Genomic DNA, 19,060 nt, shown 5'->3' with positions numbered 1-19,060 from the left:
ATTGAAAGCGTTTTCTTCACTTTCATTAGTGTAAGGAGGTCTTACTGAATCCTACAAAATCCGACAAATCATAGAAACATTTTTTCCGACTGTCGAATGTTCATAAAAATCGGTCATACTGTTAAAGCTTCGTATACATTTCTTCCGTTTCAATATAAAGCACTTGCAGGAACTTCTTAATATTGATTTTCACGCGGGCGGGTGTTGGAAGATCTTCTTCGATTTGCTTCATGCGGAGGCGTATGTCCTGGAAGTCAAAATAGCGTGGTGCATAATATTCGAATTGAGGCGATGTATAATCGACAACTCCCATTGATGCTAAGTTGTTGACTGCTGCGACGATTGTTCGTCGAATCCGCTGTTCAATCGCTTTACTTTCTTTCGCAACATCGACATTTTGCATTCCTCGAGCAACCGACTCATACAAATCTTTTAAATGGGGCAATAGCGCTATCCGATCTTGGCGGTTCATTAGAATCTCCATAATCGCCACGATGTCATCGCTTCCCGTTTCACCGATAATTCCCATATCATTCAAAATGGATCGAACGATATCATTAACACTTTTTCGTTTTGGTTGTTCTAAAGGTGCGCCGATATTCGCGAGCGAGTCACGAATCGTTTGCAACGATTTTTGAAGTTGATAGTTCTCCTTCGTCTTCATTAAAATACTGCGCACTTCCACACGATTAATCGGCTTATGAATAAAGAACTCTACACCTTTTTCATATGCTTCGCCGACCATTTCCTTATTTTCAATTTGAGAAATCATGATGAATTGCCCTTGGAAACCTTGATTTCTCAATTGCTCCATCGTTTCAATCCCATCAAGTGCAGGCATGAGGAAGTCGATCAATACGACGTCCGGTTGTGTAGAAAGAACGGGCGTAATTGCTTTCAACCCAGTTTCTGCATCGCCAGCCACATAACCAAGCCCTTCTTCATTAATAATTTGCTCCAGCATCCGCCGGCATGCTAAATCATCATCTACGATGAAATAACGCACGTTTCATCACCTTCCTTTCGAATAATATGAGAAGGGATCCGAATTTGAAAGATCGTTCCTTCTTCTGGTGTTTCAATCTGGATTTCCCCCCGCAGCATTTGAATGATTTGTTTAACGTGGGAAAGGCCGATGCCTGTTGCCGCCACTCCTTGTTCATTAAACTTCGTCGTGTACCCCGGTTCAAATAGAATAGGGATATCCTCTTTTCGAATGCCTTTACCTGTGTCCTGGATCTTAATCCATAGATTATCCGCTTCCTCAGTCACTTGAAAGGCAACAATACCCGTGGTAGCGATCGACTCAACGGCATTGGCTGTCAAGTTATTCAATAACGCCAAAAGCGGGATATGCTGATTCGTTTCAAAATCAACCATCATCTTTAAACGGAAATCGACCTTGCGTTTCAATAAGTCGCTATATCTACGATTCGATGTGATAACGATATCAAACAGATCGGATAATAAAAAGCGCTCCGTACTCGTTTCTTTCGTAATTGCAGACAATCCTGACAGTATGCGTTGAGAGTCTTTTTTCACTTCATGGATTTCTTGTGCAATGGCAAGTGCCTGCACACTTAAGTCATGCAATTCGTTTTGTTTTAATTTCCGATACAAATCATGGCTTGCAGCTGTCACTTGCTCAATATGATTCATCGACTTCTGTAAATAAAGCGACTCCGCATACAAATTCGAACCAATTCCAAGCATTTCCTTCATGCGCTTTTTTTGCTCAGACAACATGAAAGAACTATATAATCCTACGACAAAAAAACTACGAAGTGTGGCCACGCCGCCTAGCAACACCCAATCTTTCCACATGAGGGCTTCACGGTTCAGCAACCATATGCGCATGACATTTTCTACACCGTTGCCTATAAACTCAAACAGTACCGCAAATGCCCCTAACAAAAGCGGTGCCGACCGGTAGTTGTCAAGACGAACGATATGGAAGCCTAACGTAAAGACAATATAATACAACAAGACAGGCAAATGATTTCGGAAGCTTTCCAAGAAAGTCGCAGGCGTCGCCGTCATATCAAAGCTGACTCGGAAGACAACGACAGTCAAGCCTGTAACTAGACCTGTCAACAGTAAAGAGCCTGCAGGTCGTATGAGGAGAAGCAGAAAAAAAGTAATCGTGCCTAAACTGAAACGGAATGTCTCTCCGTAGAACGGAATAAGTTTTAACTCCCCTGCGGCCGCTGTCAGCAAAGCAGTCAATAATAAAGCCGCCGCATCTATTTTATAATCTTTTTGGGTTACATGCTTAGGTAACATACAATATCTCCTGTGATTAAAATTAATCTTCTAGAGAAATTATAGCACGACAAATAATTAATCGTTTTTTAACGTACTATGTTAAAAAGAAAAAGCGATACAACTGTGACTATCCTTGATTCCATTATTTATTTAGAAAGTATAGAGATTCTATAGTAGTTGCCTCTTCTCTCGAACACTTCTACAAAAAAAAAGGTGGCCGTAAAAGCTTAATACCAACGTTTACGGCCACTTTTATCTTCTAATTGTTGTTAGATTCGATATACAAGTTTACCAATATCATCTAAATTACCACGTATCGCTAGACGGCGATCATGCAATATCAGAAGAAGAAGCATTCCCATTATCACACCCAAACGATGCCTGTCCGGGTCAAGCGCACCAGTACTACGGGATATTCTAGGGAAGGTAAAGCATCGAGCCGAGTAGCGGTTAAAGCGGAAGAGAGGTCATTTGTAATGAGCATTTCCGATGAAATCCAGGTTACATCATCGGAAGTAGGAACCGCTTGGATCCACGGCGGTATGTCAAAACTAGTATGCCATAAGCGCCTCAAGAGACCATACACTACACTCAACGATAGCAGATGCCACCATAAATCACGATCATGCATCAATATAGGTAGGATCTATGCCAATCGTACCGCCAGCAGCCCCGTACAATTTGACGACTCCAAGGAGAATACAACCGAAAGCTACGATTACAGCCAAAGTTTTCTGTAATTAAAGAGTGTTTCCAGGCTGCTCTCGGTAGTAAATTTTGCCGCCAAGAGCTTCAGGCCATCTTGCCTTTACGTAACCTGCCAAGGCGATTGGAAGAAAGATTCCTATACCAAAAAAGGAATATAATCAAATACCTACTCAAATATCCAGATATCTGCGGCACCAGCCTCTTGATCCTTAATAATTGCCGCTGGACCAAGAATTGTGCTAATAACAGCATCGGCACGAGCAATCCTGTACACCATCCATATAGGCAAAGCTACAATCCACGCAGGAAGCCTCTCACCCAATGGCCTGCAAAACGCTATTGCCAACGCTATACCATTTGCTGCAAGAACTGCAGTGACATCGTTAATTATTCGCCAACTCGGTTCACCCATTTGCTCAGTCGGCAGGAACAGACCAAAAGTCCAAATGATTTTAATTAGTAAATATGGCGTAACTGCTAAGGCTGCTCCATAGCCACTAATTCGCCTCAACTTCATTTATCTTGAATCATTCGGATGTTTCGTTACTGTAATGACAACCACTCTCCCGTATTATCTATTATTACTAATCCCTTCAGCTATTCTGAGTGACCAATAGGAATCTAATTGAATAGGACTGTTTAGCAAATAGTATAGTACTGATAATAGTGTGTGATTGTCTTGTAGCCACATGAAAAACTATGCCCTTCATTTAATCAATAGAATTATAACCTATCAGTCAGAAATTCCTTACACTTTTCATTCCGTATACCTTTATTTAATAGTGGTGGAAGCACAAAGCAAAATCCGACTTCCTCATTTGATCTTGTTAGGACTTGCCTGAACACCAACGGCACTATGGAACGACTTGCTGATATGAATTCATGTACAGGATAGCTAGTTCAAAAATCCTGTTATTTTAGACAGGCTTGGATGGAAAAAAAAATATCCTATCAAGTTTATGAATAACTTGATAGGATATTTTTTATTGTATGACCCCTACGGGATTCGAACCCGTGTTACCGCCGTGAAAGGGCGGTGTCTTAACCGCTTGACCAAGGGGCCAACTGATGAACTTATGGCGGAGAAGGAGGGATTCGAACCCTCGCACCGCTTTCGCGACCTACGCCCTTAGCAGGGGCGCCTCTTGAGCCTCTTGAGTACTTCCCCGTATAAAATTGGCTCCGCAGGTAGGACTCGAACCTACGACCGATCGGTTAACAGCCGATTGCTCTACCACTGAGCTACTGCGGAATATGGTGGGCCTAAGTGGACTCGAACCACCGACCTCACGCTTATCAGGCGTGCGCTCTAACCAGCTGAGCTATAGGCCCATGGAGCGGGTGAAGGGAATCGAACCCTCATCATCAGCTTGGAAGGCTGAGGTTTTACCACTAAACTACACCCGCAAGGAATGGTGGCTCAGGACGGAATCGAACCGCCGACACAAGGATTTTCAGTCCTTTGCTCTACCGACTGAGCTACTGAGCCACATTGACATAGAAAGCTGATAATTTCTATAGAGTTACTTAGAAATCCGCAATCATCAAATCGTAAATACTATGTAATGAAATAAATGGCGGTCCCGACCGGGATCGAACCGGCGATCTCCTGCGTGACAGGCAGGCATGTTAACCGCTACACCACGGGACCATTTTGGTTGCGGGGGCAGGATTTGAACCTGCGACCTTCGGGTTATGAGCCCGACGAGCTGCCACTGCTCCACCCCGCGATAATGTTAGTTGTAGGAACTATAAATCTTACGTAAATTGTATGTTTGTTTTAAAATAATGGCGGAGGAAGAGGGATTCGAACCCCCGCGGGCTTTAACACCCCTGTCGGTTTTCAAGACCGATCCCTTCAGCCAGGCTTGGGTATTCCTCCGTGAAAAATATAGATACTGATGAATTTCACAAGATTTGAACCTGTGATTAGACGGTTATAGGCCGACTGCTCTACCAACCGAGCTAAAAGCACTATAAGATGGCGGCAGAGGGGATCGAACCCCCGACCTTACGGGTATGAACCGTACGCTCTAGCCAGCTGAGCTACGCCGCCAGAATCTTGATATAAGCGTTTATTGGTGGAGCCTAGCGGGATCGAACCGCTGACCTCCTGCGTGCAAGGCAGGCGCTCTCCCAGCTGAGCTAAGGCCCCATGAATTGATTGGGATTCAGGATTTATTCGAACCTGCGCCCCCTTGGTCCCTACCAAGCTGAGCTACTTCTCGAAATAATGTAAATGGCGCGCCCGACAGGAGTCGAACCCATAACCTTCTGATCCGTAGTCAGACGCTCTATCCAATTGAGCTACGGGCGCTATATAACGTAATAACTGATTCCGAGAATTAGAAATAAATCGTACTGCATTGAGAGTGCGGGTGAAGGGAGTCGAACCCCCACGCCTTACGGCACTAGATCCTAAGTCTAGCGTGTCTGCCAGTTCCACCACACCCGCATATCATATAAAAGTCAAACAGTAAAAATGGTGAGCCATGCAGGATTCGAACCTGCGACCCTCTGATTAAAAGTCAGATGCTCTACCGACTGAGCTAATGGCTCAAAATGTGGTGCCGGCGAAAGGACTTGAACCCTCAACCTACTGATTACAAGTCAGTTGCTCTACCAATTGAGCTACACAGGCACATAATACGTAAATTAAAACGATATGGTGGAGGATGACGGGTTCGAACCGCCGACCCCCTGCTTGTAAGGCAGGTGCTCTCCCAGCTGAGCTAATCCTCCATGTTTAAAGTGTGATAAGCTGCGCATCTCTTTGTCAGCTTCATTCACTCACTCGGTCACGTACTGAAGTACGCTCCCTCTTTCCTTCAATCGCTTCCGCGACCTGCTTGCTTCTCCCACTTTAAACGGAGAGTCGCAATAAGCTTCTCATCACTGCATCATCTTCGCACGTTCAGTTAAGTACACTTGTACAGTCCTATTCGTCTTCGACTAGCTTATGTAATGAATTGGTTAGCCCGGCGACGTCCTACTCTCACAGGGGGAAGCCCCCTACTACCATCGGCGCTGAAGAGCTTAACTTCCGTGTTCGGTATGGGAACGGGTGTGACCTCTTCGCCTTCGTCACCAGACTATGTATGAACGATGCTTGTTCGTTCAAAACCGGATAAAACCAACATTGTTGCTGAACTCAAGTTCAACCGTACTTCTTAACTGATAAGGTTAAGTCCTCGATCGATTAGTATCCGTCAGCTGCACGTGTCGCCACGCTTCCACCCCGGACCTATCCACCTCATCTTCTTTGAGGGATCTTACTTACAAATGTAATGGGAAATCTCATCTTGAGGGGGGCTTCATGCTTAGATGCTTTCAGCATTTATCCCGTCCACACATAGCTACCCAGCGATGCCTTTGGCAAGACAACTGGTACACCAGCGGTGTGTCCATCCCGGTCCTCTCGTACTAAGGACAGCTCCTCTCAAATTTCCTGCGCCCGCGACGGATAGGGACCGAACTGTCTCACGACGTTCTGAACCCAGCTCGCGTACCGCTTTAATGGGCGAACAGCCCAACCCTTGGGACCGACTACAGCCCCAGGATGCGATGAGCCGACATCGAGGTGCCAAACCTCCCCGTCGATGTGGACTCTTGGGGGAGATAAGCCTGTTATCCCCGGGGTAGCTTTTATCCGTTGAGCGATGGCCCTTCCATGCGGAACCACCGGATCACTAAGCCCGTCTTTCGACCCTGCTCGACTTGTAGGTCTCGCAGTCAAGCTCCCTTATGCCTTTGCACTCTACGAATGATGTCCAACCATTCTGAGGGAACCTTTGGGCGCCTCCGTTACACTTTAGGAGGCGACCGCCCCAGTCAAACTGCCCACCTGACACTGTCTCCTGCCCGGATCACGGGCAAGGGTTAGAAGTCCAATACAGCCAGGGTAGTATCCCACCATTGCCTCCTCCGAAGCTGGCGCTCCGGATTCCAAGGCTCCTACCTATCCTGTACAGGCTGCACCGGAATTCAATATCAGGCTACAGTAAAGCTCCACGGGGTCTTTCCGTCCTGTCGCGGGTAATGCGCATCTTCACGCATATTATAATTTCACCGAGTCTCTCGTTGAGACAGTGCCCAGATCGTTACGCCTTTCGTGCGGGTCGGAACTTACCCGACAAGGAATTTCGCTACCTTAGGACCGTTATAGTTACGGCCGCCGTTTACTGGGGCTTCAATTCGAAGCTTCGCTTGCGCTGACCTCTCCTCTTAACCTTCCAGCACCGGGCAGGCGTCAGCCCCTATACGTCACCTTACGGTTTTGCAGAGACCTGTGTTTTTGCTAAACAGTCGCCTGGGCCTATTCACTGCGGCTCTCTCGGGCTTTAACACCCTACCAGAGCACCCCTTCTCCCGAAGTTACGGGGTCATTTTGCCGAGTTCCTTAACGAGAGTTCTCTCGATCACCTTAGGATTCTCTCCTCGCCTACCTGTGTCGGTTTGCGGTACGGGCACCTCCCGCCTCGCTAGAGGCTTTTCTTGGCAGTGTGAAATCAGGGACTCCGGGGACAATTCCCCTTGCCATCACAGCTCAATGTTATAGGAACGGGATTTGCCTCGTTCCACACCTCACTGCTTGGACGCGCATGACCAACAGCGCGCTCACCCTATCCTTCTGCGTCCCCCCATTGCTGATAACGGCGGGGAGGTGGTACAGGAATATCAACCTGTTATCCATCGTCTACGCCTTTCGGCCTCGACTTAGGTCCCGACTAACCCTGAGCGGACGAGCCTTCCTCAGGAAACCTTAGGCATTCGGTGGAAGGGATTCTCACCCTTCTTTCGCTACTCATACCGGCATTCTCACTTCCAAGCGCTCCACCAGTCCTTACGATCTGGCTTCGACGCCCTTGGAACGCTCTCCTACCACTGACACCATAGGTGTCAATCCGCAGTTTCGGTGATCCGTTTAGCCCCGGTACATTTTCGGCGCAGCGCCACTCGACCAGTGAGCTATTACGCACTCTTTAAATGGTGGCTGCTTCTAAGCCAACATCCTGGTTGTCTGGGCAGCGCCACATCCTTTTCCACTCAACGGATACTTGGGGACCTTAACTGGCGGTCTGGGCTGTTTCCCTCTCGACTACGGATCTTATCACCCGCAGTCTGACTCCCAAACATAAATCATCGGCATTCGGAGTTTGTCTGAATTCGGTAACCCGGGATGGGCCCCTAGTCCAAACAGTGCTCTACCTCCGAGATTCTTTCGTTTGAGGCTAGCCCTAAAGCTATTTCGGAGAGAACCAGCTATCTCCAGGTTCGATTGGAATTTCACCGCTACCCACACCTCATCCCCGCACTTTTCAACGTACGTGGGTTCGGGCCTCCAGTAAGTGTTACCTTACCTTCACCCTGGACATGGGTAGATCACCTGGTTTCGGGTCTACGACCCCATACTCATTCGCCCTATTCAGACTCGCTTTCGCTGCGGCTCCGCATTCGCTGCTTAACCTTGCATGGAATCGTAACTCGCCGGTTCATTCTACAAAAGGCACGCCATCACCCATTAACGGGCTCTGACAACTTGTAGGCACACGGTTTCAGGTTCTCTTTCACTCCCCTTCCGGGGTGCTTTTCACCTTTCCCTCACGGTACTGGTTCACTATCGGTCACTAGGGAGTATTTAGCCTTGGGAGATGGTCCTCCCGGATTCCGACGGAATTTCACGTGTTCCGCCGTACTCAGGATCCACTCTGGAGAGGACGAACTTTCGACTACGGGGCTTTTACCCGCTATGGCGGACCTTTCCAGGCCGCTTCGTCTAATCCGTCCCTTTGTAACTCCGTATAGAGTGTCCTACAACCCCAGGAAGCAAGCTTCCTGGTTTGGGCTCTTCCCGTTTCGCTCGCCGCTACTAAGGGAATCGATGTTTCTTTCTCTTCCTCCGGGTACTTAGATGTTTCAGTTCTCCGGGTGTGCCTCGTTCACGCTATGTATTCACGTGAACGTACTGCCCCATTACGGGCAGTGGGTTTCCCCATTCGGAAATCTTCGGATCACAGCTTACTTACAGCTCCCCGAAGCATATCGGTGTTAGTGCCGTCCTTCATAGGCTCCTAGTGCCAAGGCATCCGCCGTGCGCCCTTTCTAACTTAACCTTTATACGGATTTCGATAAGCTTCGCATTACTTTGTCAGCTCCTTCACTCCGGTCCTCACGTGCGTAAGCACGCTCCGGTCCTTGTTCGGTCGCTTCCTCGTCCTGCTCGCTTCTCGCAATCCTCGGGTGAGTAGTGGTACTTAGCGATAAGCACACAATCTACTCGTTAAAAAAGTATTGTTCAATCACAAAAGTGATCGACTCGGTTGATTACTTGATGTTTTGTTGCTTCAATGTCGTTTTATCCAGTTTTCAAAGAACAAGGTTTTGAAAGGTCATCAGAAGATGAACCTTCAAAACTGAACGCAAAACGTCAACGTATGAACCGGAGGTTCATATTCCGTAATTATCCTTAGAAAGGAGGTGATCCAGCCGCACCTTCCGATACGGCTACCTTGTTACGACTTCACCCCAATCATCTGTCCCACCTTCGGCGGCTGGCTCCCGTAAGGGTTACCCCACCGACTTCGGGTGTTACAAACTCTCGTGGTGTGACGGGCGGTGTGTACAAGACCCGGGAACGTATTCACCGTGGCATGCTGATCCACGATTACTAGCGATTCCGGCTTCATGCAGGCGAGTTGCAGCCTGCAATCCGAACTGGGAACGGTTTTATGGGATTGGCTCCCCCTCGCGGGTTCGCAGCCCTTTGTACCGTCCATTGTAGCACGTGTGTAGCCCAGGTCATAAGGGGCATGATGATTTGACGTCATCCCCACCTTCCTCCGGTTTGTCACCGGCAGTCACCTTAGAGTGCCCAACTGAATGCTGGCAACTAAGATCAAGGGTTGCGCTCGTTGCGGGACTTAACCCAACATCTCACGACACGAGCTGACGACAACCATGCACCACCTGTCACCGCTGTCCCCGAAGGGAAAGGCGTATCTCTACACCGGTCAGCGGGATGTCAAGACCTGGTAAGGTTCTTCGCGTTGCTTCGAATTAAACCACATGCTCCACCGCTTGTGCGGGTCCCCGTCAATTCCTTTGAGTTTCAGCCTTGCGGCCGTACTCCCCAGGCGGAGTGCTTAATGCGTTAGCTGCAGCACTAAGGGGCGGAAACCCCCTAACACTTAGCACTCATCGTTTACGGCGTGGACTACCAGGGTATCTAATCCTGTTTGCTCCCCACGCTTTCGCGCCTCAGCGTCAGTTACAGACCAGAAAGCCGCCTTCGCCACTGGTGTTCCTCCACATCTCTACGCATTTCACCGCTACACGTGGAATTCCGCTTTCCTCTTCTGTACTCAAGTCCTCCAGTTTCCAATGACCCTCCACGGTTGAGCCGTGGGCTTTCACATCAGACTTAAAGGACCGCCTGCGCGCGCTTTACGCCCAATAATTCCGGACAACGCTTGCCACCTACGTATTACCGCGGCTGCTGGCACGTAGTTAGCCGTGGCTTTCTGACGAGGTACCGTCAAGGTACGGGCAGTTACTCCCGTACTTGTTCTTCCCTCGCAACAGAGCTTTACGATCCGAAAACCTTCTTCGCTCACGCGGCGTTGCTCCATCAGACTTTCGTCCATTGTGGAAGATTCCCTACTGCTGCCTCCCGTAGGAGTCTGGGCCGTGTCTCAGTCCCAGTGTGGCCGATCACCCTCTCAGGTCGGCTACGCATCGTCGCCTTGGTAGGCCGTTACCCCACCAACTAGCTAATGCGCCGCGGGCCCATCCTGCAGTGACAGCCGAAACCGTCTTTCAGAGTTCTTCCATGCGGAAGAACCGATTATTCGGTATTAGCCCCGGTTTCCCGGAGTTATCCCCATCTGCAGGGCAGGTTGCCCACGTGTTACTCACCCGTCCGCCGCTAATATCAGGGAGCAAGCTCCCTTCAATCCGCTCGACTTGCATGTATTAGGCACGCCGCCAGCGTTCGTCCTGAGCCAGGATCAAACTCTCCATAATACCGGCCGGCGATACGCAACGCATTGCGTTGTCGATTTCGTTCGATCAGTCACGTACTGATGTACGCTCCTTCCCTCTCTCACTCATCTCCTAGCACTGCACTACGTCTCCCCAGCCGGAAGAGAAACTTGAATAGCTCGAGTTTCTTGCTGGCATCATTTAAGATGTCAATTTTGAATCCGAAGATTCGTTTTGTCTCTTCACCGACAGGGTCGGCTATGAGACTTTATTTGTTGACGTTTTGCTGTTCAGTTTTCAAGGTTCATTTCGTTGTCGCGATTTTTCTCGGCAACTTTTATATTGTATCAAGTTATTCTCTTAGCGTCAATAACTTTTTTCATTTAATTTCTTTCCTTCTTATCTCAGAAACGCAAGATCTTCTATCTTAGTATCAATAGATAATTAGGCATCGTTTTCGCTCTTTGGAAAATGCGACGTTTAATAATATACACTTTAATTCTATCGATTGCAACATTTATTTCAAAAAATGTTTTGCAAAGTTCTAGGGACCCTATGCAGACACTCATAGGAATCACTTTCATTAAGTTGCTGAAATCCCAGTATCACCTCTCTGAAGTTACTCATCCACCACTACTTTCTATTTGAAATTCTATTTTTGCAATTGATCATTTCTCTCTGAAGATGCTTGTAAAAGTTGTTCCAGAAAAGTTGCTTCGCTTTAGAAACTTTTTTCTTCCCTCTTCTAACGTATGCTAAAAAAGAAAAAAGCACTTCACACCCTGTCATTAAAGGGTATGAAGTGCTTTCGGTTCAGACTTAATCTATCTGAACCTTGATACGTCCCAGGAGGGATTCGAACCCCCGACCCACAGCTTAGAAGGCTGTTGCTCTATCCAACTGAGCTACTGAGACATGTTGTTTGGCAACTACTGATTGCCTAACGACAAGTTTTATTATAGGCATGCTCATTGGAAAAGTCAACGCTAATTTGCGATATTTTTCATTTCAACTGTAATTACTGTTTCCATATCCATGTTTTTGAAGGAAATTCTGTATCCATCGTTCCATTCCACCTCAGCAAAAGTCGGCTGTTTACCTGCTCTTGGGAGCAATGTGCTTCCCGGATTAACAAATAATATTCCTTCACTCAGCTCAGCACCATACGAATGCGAATGACCAAAAAGAACAATATCTGCGCCTATTTCCTGAGCTTCATAATATAAAGGCAGCATCGTCCGTTTGCAATCATGCTCATGCCCATGGACCATCCAAATTTTCTTGTCACCGACTTCAACTACAATCGAATCCGGAAAACGTCGATCTCTGTCACAGTTTCCTTTTACGATATGTAGATTTTGCAAAATTGGATCATCCGATGATAGTTCACTATCTCCGCAATGAAAAATAGCATCCGCCTGCAATGCGGAAACGGCCTTCACCGTTTCCTTATCGCCGTGCGAATCGCTCAAGACGATGATTTTCATTGCTTCTCCCCTAACGAATCTAGCAGCTGCGGCAAACGCTCCTTCAACTGTCGAAGGGCTGCACCCCGATGTGAGATCAATCCTTTTTCCTCCGGAGACAATTCAGCCATCGCCTGTCCCTTCTCAGGAGAATAAAATATCGGGTCATAACCGAAACCGTTCGTTCCTCTTCTCTCCTCAAGAATCAATCCTTCACAGCTTCCCGAAAATGTTACAGTTTCCACACTCGGACCTGCAACAGCAAGCACACAACGGAAACGAGCCGTGCGCTCTTCCTCTGGAACTCCTTGAAGCTCGGACAGCACTTTGTCGATATTGGCATCGTCATTCTTCGGCTCGCCTGCGTAACGCGCAGAATAGACACCCGGAGCCCCTTGCAGTCTATCGATTTCCAATCCACTATCATCTGCGATGACCATAATGCCTAATAACTTCGAAACCGTTTCAGCCTTTAAGATCGCGTTTTCCTCAAATGTAACGCCAGTCTCCTCAACATCAATGTCTTGATCAAGATCATTCAATGTTTGCACTTCGAAACCGAATGGACCGAAAAGTGTTTCGAAATCTTTCGCTTTCCCTTTATTATTTGTCGCAATTAATATTTTCTTCATTGTTCTTCGCCGCCCTTTCCGCCAATAAGCGTGCCGATTTCTCCTAATGCACTCCTTTGGATGCCGATCAATCGTTGAATACCTAATTCCGCGAGTTCGACGAGATCATTCATTTCCTGCCTTGTGAATGTCGCTTCTTCACCAGTCCCTTGTAATTCGACAAATTCTCCTGCGCCTGTCATTACGACATTCATATCAACAGCCGCTGCCGAGTCCTCAGGATAATCAAGATCTAAAATCAAGACGCTTTCTTCCGTCTTCCCTACACTGATAGCAGCTAAATAGTCTTTAATTGGGAATTGGCTTAAGCCCTTCTCCTTCGCTAATTTAGAGACAGCGATGCTCATGGCAACAAACGCACCGGTAATGGATGCTGTCCTTGTCCCACCATCTGCTTGGATCACATCACAGTCAATCCATATCGTCCGTTCTCCAAGCGCTCCAAGATCGATTACAGCACGCATCGCGCGTCCGATCAAGCGCTGAATTTCCATCGTCCTTCCGCCTACTTTTCCGCGTGAGGATTCCCGTTGAGTCCGCTGACCGGTAGCACGAGGGAGCATGGAGTACTCTGCGGTCACCCAACCTTGTCCACTTCCTCTTAAAAACGGTGGAACTCTGTCCTCAATGGATGCTGTGCAAATCACCTTCGTATTCCCTACAGAAATTAAAACCGAGCCTTCCGGATGGATCAAATAATCCGTCTCAATCGATACTGGCCTTCCCATATCTGCAGTTCTTCCATCATGCCTCATATTGGATACCCTCCACAAATCAAATTCGTCCTCCATCTTACCATATTCATTTTCGCTATAGCAAAACCCTGAAGCCTAATTTAAGCTTCAGGGTTCTGCAGAACAATATGTCTGACATCAGGATTTTCAATACCGAGCCAATCGATCGCAATCGATTCGAATCCTTCCAATTGTCCAGTCGTATAAAATATCGGCTCTTTCCTTTCACCGGAGATGTTAGCCATGCTTAATCCAGTTAAGATATTCTCCACATCCCGCACCGTCTCATACGCCGATGATACAATTTTCACGCCAAACGGCAATTGTTCTTGAATTTGGTCATGCAAAAGTGGGTAATGCGTACAGCCTAAAATGGCCGTATCGAACTCCAAATGTGCAATCGGCTCTAATGTCCTTTTTATAATTGGTTGAATGTCCGTTTGCTTGTATGCCCCACTTTCAACAAGAGGAACAAACTCGGGACAGGCAAGCGGAATAACATCCGCATCTGCTGAAATTGCAGAAATGGCGTTCTCATATGCCTTACTTTTGACTGTGCCTACTGTACCTAATACAACGATTTTTCTGTTTGATGATACAAGCGCAGCTGCCCTAGCACCTGGTTCGATTACACCTAAGACGGGGAAAGGGAACCGTTCACGTAACATATCCAGAGCCACCGCTGTAGCCGTATTGCATGCGACAACCAGCATTTTGATACCCATTTTGGCAAGAGCAGAACCCATTTCCATCGTAAATTCCTTTACTTCTTCAACTGAACGTGGCCCGTATGGACAACGCGCATCATCGCCTATATAAATAATTGTTTCATTCGGTAAAAAATGTAGAATTTCTTTTACGACGGTCAATCCGCCGACACCGGAATCAATGACTCCGATTGGTGCATTATTCGGGATCTTCAATCCTTGATCATCTCTTTGTGCAGTTTAGTCAACAATCGGGAAAACTCGTTTATTTCTACCTCTGAAAAATCCTCGAGAACTGCATTCAAATATTTCCGACGTTTGTCGATTACTTCTTCGATAATACGTTCACCTTCACCTAGTAAGTGGATGCGTACGACGCGGCGATCCTGTTCATCACGCACCCTCTTCACAAGATTGTTGTTTTCCATGCGATCGACAAGATCTGTCGTCGTGCTGAACGCTAAATACATCTTATTCGACAAATCTCCAATCGTCATGTCCCCATGCTCGAACAACCATTGCAAAGCAATGAACTGTGGAGGTGTAATCGTATAATTGCTTAATATTTTTCGACCTTGTTGCTTAATGATCCCAGATATATATCGAAGTTCCTTTTCCATCCGAGCAATGTTCTCGGCACCGTCAAGACTCATTGCGTTATCTTCCGTCACATATACCAGCTCCCTGAAAACGAATACTGTCTACTTATTGTCACCTTTTTTATCATAGAACGCAACAGTTTTAAAAAGGATAATAAGTATATCATGTTTTTTCAGGGAACTGAGCATATACATGTATATGACGGTTCATAACGAGTCAGCTATTCAAGGAACGACAATAGATTTGCTTAATTCAGTTTCAGTTCCCCTAATCGCAACAATTCGACAATCGCTTGTGCCCTTCCGGATACTCCCAATTTCTGAATGGTATTCGAAATATGATTCCGGACGGTTTTTTCGCTAATGCCGAGCCGTCCTGCGATTTCTTTCGTCGTATGATCATCTACTAATAGATGAAAGATTTCTCGCTCCCTTGCTGTTAGCAAAGAACGGTTTTTCATTTCTCCTGTCAAGACGCGCCCCCTCCTATCCACGTTCACTTTACAATATGTGAAGATGGTTTAGGCTGTGCCGGCTCGTTCATCATTTTACAAGGAAAAACCGGATTTTTGATCGTCTTTCCAAGGAACAGATTTGCCTGTTACCCTATCGATTTGGACAATCGTTCCTCTTCCCGTAAATGCTATTTCCCCCTTTGCATTTTTCCCCATATAGTGGATGTCGACAGAGCTATTGCCGACAGATGCTGCTTTTACATAAATCGACAATTGCTCATCAAAGAATACTTGTTTCATATAGTCACATTGCAGATCTGCAACGACAGGTATGGTCGTTCCGTTCGGATCCAGCCAGTCTTGCATATGGCCAAGGTGCTTTAGGTATTCGATCCTCGCATATTCAAAGTATGCGAAGTTGACTGTGTTGTTTAAATGGCCGTACATGTCCGTTTCTGAGAAACGTACAGTGACGGGTACTGAAAAAATAAACTCCTCACTCCACTTTTCCATGTTTTCAATATAAGCAATCCTCAACATTCCCACTCCCTTTAATATAGTTTTTCGAAGCTTACCGCTCGCTTTCCGCGGGCGAGCGCCGAGCCAATCGAGCGGCGAAGGGTTCGATTTGCCGTATTTCTGTGTTTTTTGCAGAAATTAAGGCATTCTTATCTTGCTCGCAAACGCCTTTCTTCGTAAAGGCGTTCGCAGGAGTCGAGCGGACGCTTCTCCAAACCAAATAATCTGCATTCAAAACAAAAATGAATGAACATTCATTCTTTTATTATAGCAAATATGCTGCAAACATCCAATACAACATCAGATTTCCAAAATATACGTCTTGCTTTGAACGAGGGATTTCTTTATTACAAAAAGAACTGTCACAAAAAGTCATTTTCGACTTTCTGGACAGTTCTTTCAAGAGATTATTATTAGTCAACCATATGGTCGCTTCCGAAGAAGTTTTTGAACATTTGTACTGTCGTTGCGCGGTTCATTGCAGCGATGGAAGTTGTCAAAGGAATACCTTTCGGACATGCGACGACACAGTTTTGTGAGTTACCGCATTCGCCGATTCCTCCATCGGACATGATTGTTGCAAGACGTTCGTCTTTGTTCATTGCACCTGTTGGATGCGAGTTGAAAAGGCGGACTTGTGACAATAAAGCAGGTCCGATGAAGTTCGTTTTGTCGTTGACGTTCGGGCAAGCTTCTAGGCAGACACCGCACGTCATACATTTAGACAATTCGTAAGCCCATTGGCGTTTACGCTCAGGCATACGTGGACCTTCGCCCAAATCGTAAGTGCCATCGATCGGAATCCAAGCTTTTATTCTTTTGAGTGAATCGAACATGAATTCACGGTCAACGATCAAGTCACGTACAACCGGGAACGTTCTCATCGGCTCAAGGCGGATCGGCTGTGTCAATTGATCGACCAAAGCCGTACAAGATTGGCGAGGGCGTCCGTTGATCACCATTGAACATGCGCCGCACACTTCTTCAAGGCAGTTCATGTCCCAGTTGACTGGTGTCGTTTTCTTCCCGTCAGCATTCACCGGGTTACGACGGATCTCCATGAGAGCGGAAATGACGTTCATATTCGGTCTATAAGGGATTTCAAAGCTTTCCATATACGGTTTTGAATCAGGTGTGTCTTGTCGCTGGATTTCAAATTTGACCGTTTTACCTGCAGTTGGCTGTTCAAGGACAGCAGTTGTTTGCTCAGTCACTTATGTCAATCTCCTTTCTTCGCTGAATAGTCACGTTTACGCGGCGGAATCAAGGATACATCCACTTCTTCATAAGAAAGGATCGGCGCAGATTTTCCATCGAACTCTGCGATTGTCGTTTTCAAGAAGTTTTCGTCGTCACGATTCGGGAACTCCGGTTTGTAATGCGCACCGCGGCTCTCATTACGATTCAATGCTCCCAATGTGATAACACGTGCCAAGTATAGCATGTTTTTCAACTGGCGAGTGAATGTCGCACCTTGGTTAGACCATTGTTGTGTATCCACAATATTGATGTTTTCGTAACGTTCAAGAAGCTCTTGAAGCTTGTAGTCCGTTTCTTGTAACTTATCGTTGTAACGAACAACCGTTACGTTATCCGTCATGATCTCTCCAAGTTCTCGATGAAGCATGTATGCATTTTCATTGCCATCCATCTTCAACGTTGCGTCCCATTTTTGCTGTTCGTCTTTCACAGCTGCATCGAACAATGTTGAAGGAAGCTCATCCGCAGTGCGTTTTACGCCGCGCATATACTTGACCGCTTCCGGACCTGCAACCATTCCGCCATAGATGGCAGATAGCAAGGAATTCGCTCCTAGGCGGTTCGCACCGTGCTGGGAGTAATCACATTCACCAGCTGCAAACAGTCCTGGAATGCTTGTATGCTGTTCGTAATCGACCCAAAGTCCGCCCATTGAATAGTGGACTGCTGGGAAGATTTTCATCGGCAATTTGCGTGGATCGTCGCCAGTGAACTTCTCATAGATTTCAATGATGCCGCCAAGTTTAACGTCAAGCTCATGCGGATCTTTATGAGAAAGGTCAAGGTATACCATGTTTTCCCCGTTAATACCCAATTTCTGATTAACGCAGACATCAAAAATTTCACGTGTCGCAATGTCACGTGGTACTAAGTTACCGTAATCAGGATATTTTTCCTCAAGGAAGTACCATGGCTTACCGTCTTTATATGTCCAAATACGACCGCCTTCACCACGAGCAGATTCACTCATGAGACGAAGTTTGTCATCTCCAGGGATAGCAGTCGGGTGAATTTGAATGAATTCACCATTCGCATATTTAGCCCCTTGTTGATAAACTATCGAAGCTGCGGAACCTGTATTGATTACTGAGTTTGTTGATTTACCGAAAATGATTCCAGGACCGCCAGTCGCCATTATGACCGCGTCACCAGGGAATGCTTTAATTTCCATAGACTGCATATTTTGTGCTTTGATGCCTCGGCAAATTCCTTCATCATCCATAATGACTCCAAGGAATTCCCAATGCTCGTACTTCTGAACAAGACCCGCCACCTCATGACGACGAACTTGCTCGTCCAATGCATATAGAAGTTGTTGGCCAGTAGTTGCGCCAGCAAAAGCTGTACGGTGATGTAACGTACCGCCAAAACGACGGAAATCCAATAATCCTTCAGGTGTGCGGTTGAACATGACACCCATTCGGTCCATCAAGTGGATGATCCCTGGAGCTGCCTCAGCCATTGCTTTGACTGGAGGTTGGTTCGCAAGGAAGTCTCCTCCATATACAGTGTCATCAAAGTGGATTGCTGGAGAGTCTCCCTCACCTTTTGTATTCACTGCGCCGTTAATGCCACCTTGTGCACAAACGGAGTGGGAGCGTTTTACCGGAACGAGTGAGAACAGGTCAACCCCGACCCCTTCTTCCGCAGCTTTGATAGTTGCCATCAAGCCGGCAAGTCCGCCACCGACGACAATCAATCTGCCTTTTGCCATTATTGTTTCACTCCTCAAATT

12 protein-coding genes, 18 tRNA genes and 3 rRNA genes are annotated in these 19,060 nt (G+C 46.8%); all 33 read right to left on the bottom strand.

The window, feature by feature from the left end:
* Positions 1-121: 121 nt before the first annotated feature.
* The 33 genes from AC0L13_RS07015 to sdhA all read right to left on the bottom strand — a co-directional run bounded on the left by AC0L13_RS07015 (position 122) and on the right by sdhA (position 19,039).
* On the bottom strand, positions 122-1,006 hold the full coding sequence (locus AC0L13_RS07015; RefSeq protein WP_473645308.1) for a response regulator: 885 nt from the start codon (positions 1,004-1,006) through the stop codon (positions 122-124).
* On the bottom strand, positions 988-2,283 hold the full coding sequence (locus tag AC0L13_RS07010) for an ATP-binding protein (RefSeq protein WP_473645305.1): 1,296 nt from the start codon (positions 2,281-2,283) through the stop codon (positions 988-990). Before AC0L13_RS07010 ends, AC0L13_RS07015 begins: the two co-directional genes overlap by 19 nt.
* Positions 2,284-3,139: 856 nt before the next feature.
* The gene (locus AC0L13_RS07005; protein ID WP_473645303.1) at positions 3,140-3,490 is read right to left on the bottom strand and encodes a hypothetical protein; all 351 of its coding nucleotides are present in this window, start codon (positions 3,488-3,490) and stop codon (positions 3,140-3,142) included.
* A 474-nt stretch (positions 3,491-3,964) separates the two neighbouring features.
* Positions 3,965-4,036 (bottom strand) — tRNA-Glu (locus tag AC0L13_RS07000).
* A 14-nt stretch (positions 4,037-4,050) separates the two neighbouring features.
* Positions 4,051-4,141, bottom strand: a tRNA-Ser gene (locus tag AC0L13_RS06995).
* A 9-nt stretch (positions 4,142-4,150) separates the two neighbouring features.
* Positions 4,151-4,225, bottom strand: a tRNA-Asn gene (locus AC0L13_RS06990).
* Positions 4,226-4,228: 3 nt separating this feature from the next.
* Positions 4,229-4,305: transfer RNA gene (locus AC0L13_RS06985), tRNA-Ile, on the bottom strand.
* A 1-nt stretch (position 4,306) separates the two neighbouring features.
* Positions 4,307-4,380: transfer RNA gene (locus tag AC0L13_RS06980), tRNA-Gly, on the bottom strand.
* A 6-nt stretch (positions 4,381-4,386) separates the two neighbouring features.
* Positions 4,387-4,462 (bottom strand) — tRNA-Phe (locus AC0L13_RS06975).
* A gap of 86 nt (positions 4,463-4,548) precedes the next feature.
* A tRNA-Asp gene (locus AC0L13_RS06970) sits at positions 4,549-4,624 on the bottom strand.
* Positions 4,625-4,628: 4 nt separating this feature from the next.
* Positions 4,629-4,703: transfer RNA gene (locus AC0L13_RS06965), tRNA-Met, on the bottom strand.
* Between the two features lie 59 nt (positions 4,704-4,762).
* A tRNA-Ser gene (locus tag AC0L13_RS06960) sits at positions 4,763-4,855 on the bottom strand.
* A 23-nt stretch (positions 4,856-4,878) separates the two neighbouring features.
* Positions 4,879-4,944: transfer RNA gene (locus AC0L13_RS06955), tRNA-Ile, on the bottom strand.
* Between the two features lie 11 nt (positions 4,945-4,955).
* A tRNA-Met gene (locus AC0L13_RS06950) sits at positions 4,956-5,029 on the bottom strand.
* Positions 5,030-5,052: 23 nt separating this feature from the next.
* Positions 5,053-5,128 (bottom strand) — tRNA-Ala (locus tag AC0L13_RS06945).
* A gap of 85 nt (positions 5,129-5,213) precedes the next feature.
* Positions 5,214-5,290, bottom strand: a tRNA-Arg gene (locus AC0L13_RS06940).
* A gap of 56 nt (positions 5,291-5,346) precedes the next feature.
* A tRNA-Leu gene (locus tag AC0L13_RS06935) sits at positions 5,347-5,428 on the bottom strand.
* Between the two features lie 28 nt (positions 5,429-5,456).
* Positions 5,457-5,532, bottom strand: a tRNA-Lys gene (locus tag AC0L13_RS06930).
* A 6-nt stretch (positions 5,533-5,538) separates the two neighbouring features.
* Positions 5,539-5,614: transfer RNA gene (locus AC0L13_RS06925), tRNA-Thr, on the bottom strand.
* A gap of 25 nt (positions 5,615-5,639) precedes the next feature.
* Positions 5,640-5,715, bottom strand: a tRNA-Val gene (locus AC0L13_RS06920).
* 234 nt (positions 5,716-5,949) lie between these two features.
* Positions 5,950-6,065, bottom strand: a 5S ribosomal RNA gene (gene rrf, locus AC0L13_RS06915).
* Positions 6,066-6,152: 87 nt separating this feature from the next.
* Positions 6,153-9,086, bottom strand: a 23S ribosomal RNA gene (locus AC0L13_RS06910).
* A gap of 357 nt (positions 9,087-9,443) precedes the next feature.
* Positions 9,444-10,995: ribosomal RNA gene (locus AC0L13_RS06905) — 16S ribosomal RNA — on the bottom strand.
* Together the 16S, 23S and 5S rRNA genes with 17 tRNA genes alongside form the textbook arrangement of a ribosomal RNA operon.
* A gap of 799 nt (positions 10,996-11,794) precedes the next feature.
* Positions 11,795-11,868, bottom strand: a tRNA-Arg gene (locus tag AC0L13_RS06900).
* A gap of 71 nt (positions 11,869-11,939) precedes the next feature.
* The gene (locus AC0L13_RS06895) at positions 11,940-12,440 is read right to left on the bottom strand and encodes a metallophosphoesterase (protein ID WP_473645299.1); all 501 of its coding nucleotides are present in this window, start codon (positions 12,438-12,440) and stop codon (positions 11,940-11,942) included.
* The gene (locus AC0L13_RS06890; protein WP_473645296.1) at positions 12,437-13,051 is read right to left on the bottom strand and encodes an XTP/dITP diphosphatase; all 615 of its coding nucleotides are present in this window, start codon (positions 13,049-13,051) and stop codon (positions 12,437-12,439) included. The genes AC0L13_RS06895 and AC0L13_RS06890 overlap by 4 nt, the downstream gene beginning before the upstream one ends.
* Positions 13,048-13,806 (bottom strand): ribonuclease PH, encoded by a 759-nt coding sequence (rph, locus tag AC0L13_RS06885; RefSeq protein WP_473645293.1) that lies wholly within the window; start codon positions 13,804-13,806, stop codon positions 13,048-13,050. Before rph ends, AC0L13_RS06890 begins: the two co-directional genes overlap by 4 nt.
* An 80-nt stretch (positions 13,807-13,886) precedes the next feature.
* A complete protein-coding gene (gene racE, locus AC0L13_RS06880; protein WP_473645291.1) occupies positions 13,887-14,708 on the bottom strand; it encodes a glutamate racemase in 822 nt (273 codons plus the stop codon).
* Positions 14,705-15,145: a MarR family winged helix-turn-helix transcriptional regulator gene (locus AC0L13_RS06875; protein WP_473646885.1), complete on the bottom strand. Its 441-nt coding sequence runs from the start codon at positions 15,143-15,145 to the stop codon at positions 14,705-14,707. The genes racE and AC0L13_RS06875 overlap by 4 nt, the downstream gene beginning before the upstream one ends.
* Before the next feature lie 194 nt (positions 15,146-15,339).
* Complete coding sequence (locus AC0L13_RS06870) at positions 15,340-15,552, bottom strand: helix-turn-helix domain-containing protein (protein ID WP_060204861.1); 213 nt, start codon at positions 15,550-15,552, stop codon at positions 15,340-15,342.
* Between the two features lie 87 nt (positions 15,553-15,639).
* Positions 15,640-16,086, bottom strand: a complete 447-nt coding sequence (locus AC0L13_RS06865; protein WP_473645289.1) for an acyl-CoA thioesterase — start codon at positions 16,084-16,086, stop codon at positions 15,640-15,642.
* Positions 16,087-16,478: 392 nt separating this feature from the next.
* Entirely contained in the window at positions 16,479-17,279 is an 801-nt protein-coding gene (gene sdhB, locus AC0L13_RS06860; RefSeq protein WP_440501268.1) for a succinate dehydrogenase iron-sulfur subunit, read from the bottom strand.
* 5 nt (positions 17,280-17,284) lie between these two features.
* On the bottom strand, positions 17,285-19,039 hold the full coding sequence (sdhA, locus tag AC0L13_RS06855; RefSeq protein ID WP_473645286.1) for a succinate dehydrogenase flavoprotein subunit: 1,755 nt from the start codon (positions 19,037-19,039) through the stop codon (positions 17,285-17,287).
* Positions 19,040-19,060: the final 21 nt, after the last annotated feature.

The organism is Sporosarcina sp. QA0331, assembly GCF_055808055.1.
The sequence above is the reverse complement of the archived record's forward strand: the minus strand, read 5'-3'. Positions and strand labels throughout refer to the sequence as shown.

Excerpts from the sequence above, each read along its gene's own strand:
- AC0L13_RS07010 (WP_473645305.1), bottom strand. The coding sequence starts at position 2,283 with ATGTTACCTAAGCATGTAACCCAAAAAGATTATAAAATAGATGCGGCG.
- AC0L13_RS07005 (WP_473645303.1), bottom strand. The coding sequence starts at position 3,490 with ATGAAGTTGAGGCGAATTAGTGGCTATGGAGCAGCCTTAGCAGTTACG.
- AC0L13_RS06895 (WP_473645299.1), bottom strand. The coding sequence starts at position 12,440 with ATGAAAATCATCGTCTTGAGCGATTCGCACGGCGATAAGGAAACGGTG.
- AC0L13_RS06890 (WP_473645296.1), bottom strand. The coding sequence starts at position 13,051 with ATGAAGAAAATATTAATTGCGACAAATAATAAAGGGAAAGCGAAAGAT.
- rph (WP_473645293.1), bottom strand. The coding sequence starts at position 13,806 with ATGAGGCATGATGGAAGAACTGCAGATATGGGAAGGCCAGTATCGATT.
- AC0L13_RS06875 (WP_473646885.1), bottom strand. The coding sequence starts at position 15,145 with ATGAGTCTTGACGGTGCCGAGAACATTGCTCGGATGGAAAAGGAACTT.
- AC0L13_RS06870 (WP_060204861.1), bottom strand. The coding sequence starts at position 15,552 with ATGAAAAACCGTTCTTTGCTAACAGCAAGGGAGCGAGAAATCTTTCAT.
- AC0L13_RS06865 (WP_473645289.1), bottom strand. The coding sequence starts at position 16,086 with ATGTTGAGGATTGCTTATATTGAAAACATGGAAAAGTGGAGTGAGGAG.
- sdhA (WP_473645286.1), bottom strand. The coding sequence starts at position 19,039 with ATGGCAAAAGGCAGATTGATTGTCGTCGGTGGCGGACTTGCCGGCTTG.